Below are 4,610 nucleotides of genomic sequence, written 5' to 3'. Positions count from 1 at the left end.
AACAAGATTCTCAAGCGCGAGCTGATCACCCGTGGCGTGGATCCGACGGGCCGCGTGCTGTGGAAGCGCGAGGGCACTCGTTTCAGCCCGTTGGTCCAACCGGGCGTGGTGGACGGCTGAGCCCCCGGAATAGCGGGCCTCTCGCGCACGTTTATGACTCTGACGGCTGACCTGGCATAATCGACCGTCGACCCCTCGGTTCCGGTTCACGTCTGAAGATTCAGGTCAGTATTTCAGGCGACCCGGCGGCCAACGATAGATAGAGGACCAAGATGAAATCGGGTATTCACCCCAATTACGTAGAGACTTCCGTGGTCTGCGGCTGTGGAAACAGCTTCCAGACGCGGAGCACCAAGGAGAGCGGCCACATCGTGGTCGAGGTCTGCTCCCAGTGCCACCCCTTCTACACCGGCAAGCAGAAGATCCTCGACAGCGGTGGCCGCGTTGCCCGCTTCGAGAAGCGCTACGGCAAGCGCGCCGGGGCGAGCGCAGCGACGGGAAATGAAGCCGCCGGCGAGAAGGCTGCCGCCGACAAGTAGCTCATCGATCGGCGCCCGCCCTGTCGCACCAATGGACAGGGTCGGGCGCCGATTTGCATTTTCGGCCAAGCGTTCGAGAGAGAGGGCACGATGGCTGCCACCGAATCGGCGACGAGGGTCGACGCGCTCCTCGCCGAGCACGCCGACCTCGAACGCCAGCTCTCCGACCCCGCGCTGCACGCCGACGCGGGGGCAGCCCGCAGGGTGGGTCGCCGGTTCGCGCAGCTCGCGCCGATCGTGTCCACGCACCGAAAGCTCGAGACCTCCCGCGGCGATCTGGAGGCCGCCAGGGAACTCGCGACCGAGGACGCGTCGTTCGCCGCCGAGGTGCCCGAGCTGGCCGCCCGGGTCGACGAACTCGAGCAACAGCTCAGCGACCTGCTGGCCCCTCGCGATCCGCACGATGCGGACGACGTCGTGATGGAGGTCAAGTCGGGGGAGGGTGGCGAGGAATCGGCCCTGTTCGCCGCCGACCTGGCTCGCATGTACATCCGGTACGCCGAACGGCACGGCTGGAACGTCACGGTGCTCGACGAGACCTTCTCCGATCTCGGCGGCTATAAGGACGCCACCCTGACGATCGCCAGCAAGGGCGCCGCCGCCGACGGCGTGTGGTCGCGGCTGAAGTTCGAGGGCGGCGTGCACCGCGTGCAGCGGGTCCCCGTCACCGAGTCACAGGGCCGGGTACACACCTCGGCCGCGGGAGTGCTCGTCTATCCCGAGCCAGAGGACGTCGCCGCGGTACAGATCGACGAATCGGATCTGCGCATCGACGTCTACCGGTCCTCGGGCAAGGGCGGTCAGGGTGTCAACACCACCGACTCCGCGGTCCGCATCACGCACCTGCCGACGGGCATCGTCGTGACGTGCCAGAACGAACGGTCGCAGCTGCAGAACAAGGCCCGCGCGATGGTGGTGCTCGCGGCACGCCTGCAGGCGCTCGCCGAGGAGCAGGCCTCGGCCGACGCGTCGGCGGACCGCGCCAACCAGATCCGGACCGTCGACCGCAGCGAGCGCATCCGCACCTACAACTTCCCCGAGAACCGCATCACCGATCACCGCGTTGGGTTCAAGGCGCACAACCTGGATCAGGTGCTCGACGGCGATCTCGATCCGATGTTCGATGCACTGGCCGCAGCCGACAGGCAAGCCAGGCTGCAGGAGACATGACGCGGCTGCGGCGGGCCATCGACGAGGCGGCCCGCACGCTGGCGCAGGCGGGAATCGACAGTGCGTACGTCGACGCCGAACTGCTCGCCGCGCACACCGCGGGCGTCGGCCGCGGCCTGCTGCCGTTCCACGATCCCGACGAGCCCTTCTATGACAGTTACCGCGTTGCCGTCGATGCCCGCGCACGCCGGATTCCCTTGCAGCACTTGACAGCCTCAGCCGCCTTCGGCCCGCTGATCCTCGAAGTCGGTCCCGGCGTGTTCATTCCGCGGCCCGAAACCGAATCGCTACTGGAATGGGCCCTCGGGCAACGGCTTTCGGCATCACCCGTGATCGTCGACCTGTGCACCGGGTCTGGCGCACTCGCCGCTGCGCTGGCCGATGCGATGCCAGGTGCGCACGTCGTCGCCGTCGAGGACTCGGCAGAGGCGATGGCGTACGCGCGCCGCAACTGCGCAGGGCGCGACGTCGAACTCGTCCACGCCGACGTCACCCGGCAGGGATTGCTCTCCGAGCGCGACGGCGAAGTCGACCTGCTGGTGTCCAACCCGCCCTACATTCCCGACGGCGCGGCGCTGGATCCCGAAGTGGCCGAGCACGACCCGGCCCACGCGCTCTTCGGCGGCCCCGACGGAATGCGGGTCATCGGTCCGATCATCGCCCTGGCCGCGCGGTTGCTCCGCCCAGGTGGTTACGTCGCCGTCGAACACGACGACGACACCGCGGCGTTGACCGTCGCGCTCTTCGAGGAGTCCGGCGCCTTCACCGACGTGACGTCACGGCGGGACCTCGCCGGTCGGCCCCGGTTCGTGACGGGGACGAGGAAGGGTTCAGGCTAGGCATATGACTGAGACTTTCGATTGCGCGGACGCGGCCCAACGGCCGATCGGCATCGCATCGGCGATCAGCGCGCTCAAGGGTGGCCGCCTGGTGGTGCTGCCCACCGACACCGTCTACGGAATCGGCGCCGACGCGTTCGACGGTGCCGCCGTCGCCGCACTGCTGGCAGCCAAGGGCCGCGGACGTGACATGCCCGTGCCCGTCCTCGTCGGCTCGTGGCACACCATCGACGGGCTGGTGTACTCGGTGCCCGAATCGGCAAGGGAACTCATCCGCGCGTTCTGGCCGGGCGCCCTGAGCCTCGTCGTGCAGCAAGCACCGTCGCTGCAGTGGGACCTTGGCGACGCCCAGGGCACGGTGATGCTGCGCATGCCGCTGCACCCGGTGGCGATCGAACTGCTGCGCGAGGTCGGCCCCATGGCGGTCTCGAGTGCCAACATCTCCGGCAGGGCCGCCGCCGTGACGGCCGCCGACGCCCGCGATCAGCTCGGTGACCAGGTCGAGGTGTACCTGGAGGCGGGGCCGTCCGTTCAAGGGTCGGCGTCGACGATCGTCGACCTGACGGGCGGACATCCCCGTGTACTGCGGGAGGGACCGGTGTCGGCAGCGGCCATCGCCGAGGTCCTCGGTCTCGAGGCGGAGACGCTGTCGGCCTGACCTCGGGGCCACCCAGCGAACTCCCGCGGGGCGACGACGTCGTGGGTCTCAGGTCGGTCCAGTACATTTCACCGCGTGGAAGGCCTGCTCGCATTGACGGACCGCGGTGCCGGCGTCCCGTTGCGCGAGCTCGCGCTCGTCGGGCTGACAGCCGCGATCATCACCTACTTCGCCACGGGCTGGGTGCGCACGCTTGCCACGCGCCTCGGTGCCGTCGCCTACCCGCGCGAGCGCGACGTGCACCTGCAGCCGACCCCGCGAATGGGCGGCCTGGCGATGTACATCGGCATCGTTGCCGCCGTGCTGCTCGCGTCGCAGCTGCCCGCGCTGAACCGGGGGTTCGTCTACTCCGCGGGCATGCCCGCGGTGGTGGTGGCCGGCGGCCTGATCATGGCGATCGGTTTGATCGACGACCGCTGGGGACTCGATGCGTTGACCAAGTTCGCGGGCCAGATCACCGCGGCCAGCGTGCTCGTCACCATGGGCGTGGCGTGGAGCGTGCTGTACATCCCGATCGGCGGCGTCGGCACCATCGTGCTCGACCAGGTGACGTCGATCCTGCTGACGCTGGCGCTCACCGTGTCGATCGTCAACGCGATGAACTTCGTCGACGGTCTTGACGGCCTTGCCGCGGGTCTCGGGCTCATCACCGCCGCGGCCATCTGCATCTTCTCCGTTGGGTTGCTTCGCGACCACGGGGGCGACGTGCTGTTCTACCCGCCCGCGATGATCTCGGTGGTGCTCGCGGGAGCGTGTCTCGGATTCTTGCCGCACAACTTCCACCCGGCCCGAATCTTCATGGGCGATTCGGGGTCGATGTTGATCGGGCTGATGCTCGCGGCGGCGTCGACCACTGCAGCAGGGCCGATCTCCCAGAACGCCTACGGCGCGCGGGACGTGTTCGCGCTGTTGTCCCCGTTCCTCTTGGTGATTGCGGTGATGCTGGTTCCGGCGCTGGACACATTGCTGGCGATCGTCCGCCGGACGAGGGCGGGCCGCAGTCCGCTCAGCCCGGACAAGATGCATCTGCACCATCGACTACTTCAGATCGGACATTCCCATCGCCGAGCGGTGCTGCTGATCTACCTATGGGTGGGCATCATCGCGCTGGGCGCCGCGAGCACCATTTTCTTCGACCCGCGCCACACCGGCGCGGTCATGCTGGCGGCAATCGTCGTGGCCATCGTCATCACCCTCATTCCGCTGCTGCGACCGAGCCGCGAAGTTCCCAGCGACCTACCAGACTGAGCTGTACGACGCAAAGTAGTAGTACCCCCTTTTAGGGTGCCTACCATGTGGTACGGTGCTGGCAGAACCCGAAAGACCTCGCGGGTTGCCGGCCCGGCCCATCGGTTTGAAGAAGCCGATCGGCGCCGATGTACGACCGACAAAGGGAGCTACCCC

Annotated in this window: 5 protein-coding genes; all 5 read left to right on the top strand. The window is 67.9% G+C overall.

What is annotated here, in order from left to right; all coding sequences use genetic code 11:
- Positions 1–272: 272 nt before the first annotated feature.
- The 5 genes from rpmE (at position 273) to QOD90_RS07540 (ending at position 4,454) form a co-directional block, all read left to right on the top strand.
- Positions 273–539 (top strand): 50S ribosomal protein L31, encoded by a 267-nt coding sequence (gene rpmE, locus QOD90_RS07560; RefSeq protein WP_526348239.1) that lies wholly within the window; start codon positions 273–275, stop codon positions 537–539.
- 90 nt (positions 540–629) lie between these two features.
- Positions 630–1,709, top strand: coding sequence for a peptide chain release factor 1 (gene prfA, locus QOD90_RS07555; protein WP_526348237.1), 1,080 nt, complete (start codon positions 630–632; stop codon positions 1,707–1,709).
- The gene (gene prmC, locus QOD90_RS07550) at positions 1,706–2,548 is read left to right on the top strand and encodes a peptide chain release factor N(5)-glutamine methyltransferase (RefSeq protein WP_526348235.1); all 843 of its coding nucleotides are present in this window, start codon (positions 1,706–1,708) and stop codon (positions 2,546–2,548) included. Before prfA ends, prmC begins: the two co-directional genes overlap by 4 nt.
- 4 nt (positions 2,549–2,552) lie before the next feature.
- Complete coding sequence (locus QOD90_RS07545; RefSeq protein WP_526348233.1) at positions 2,553–3,206, top strand: L-threonylcarbamoyladenylate synthase; 654 nt, start codon at positions 2,553–2,555, stop codon at positions 3,204–3,206.
- A 75-nt stretch (positions 3,207–3,281) separates the two neighbouring features.
- A complete protein-coding gene (locus tag QOD90_RS07540) occupies positions 3,282–4,454 on the top strand; it encodes a glycosyltransferase family 4 protein (protein ID WP_526348231.1) in 1,173 nt (390 codons plus the stop codon).
- Positions 4,455–4,610: the final 156 nt, after the last annotated feature.

Origin of the sequence: Mycobacterium sp. (assembly GCF_032161845.1) — a bacterium.
Classification (GTDB): domain Bacteria; phylum Actinomycetota; class Actinomycetes; order Mycobacteriales; family Mycobacteriaceae; genus Mycobacterium.
This window is presented reverse-complemented; position numbering and strand designations above follow the sequence as displayed.

What these genes read in the sequence shown, in the direction of transcription:
- rpmE (WP_526348239.1), top strand. Translation starts at nt 273, where the DNA reads ATGAAATCGGGTATTCACCCCAATTACGTAGAGACTTCCGTGGTCTGC.
- prfA (WP_526348237.1), top strand. Translation starts at nt 630, where the DNA reads ATGGCTGCCACCGAATCGGCGACGAGGGTCGACGCGCTCCTCGCCGAG.
- prmC (WP_526348235.1), top strand. Translation starts at nt 1,706, where the DNA reads ATGACGCGGCTGCGGCGGGCCATCGACGAGGCGGCCCGCACGCTGGCG.
- QOD90_RS07545 (WP_526348233.1), top strand. Translation starts at nt 2,553, where the DNA reads ATGACTGAGACTTTCGATTGCGCGGACGCGGCCCAACGGCCGATCGGC.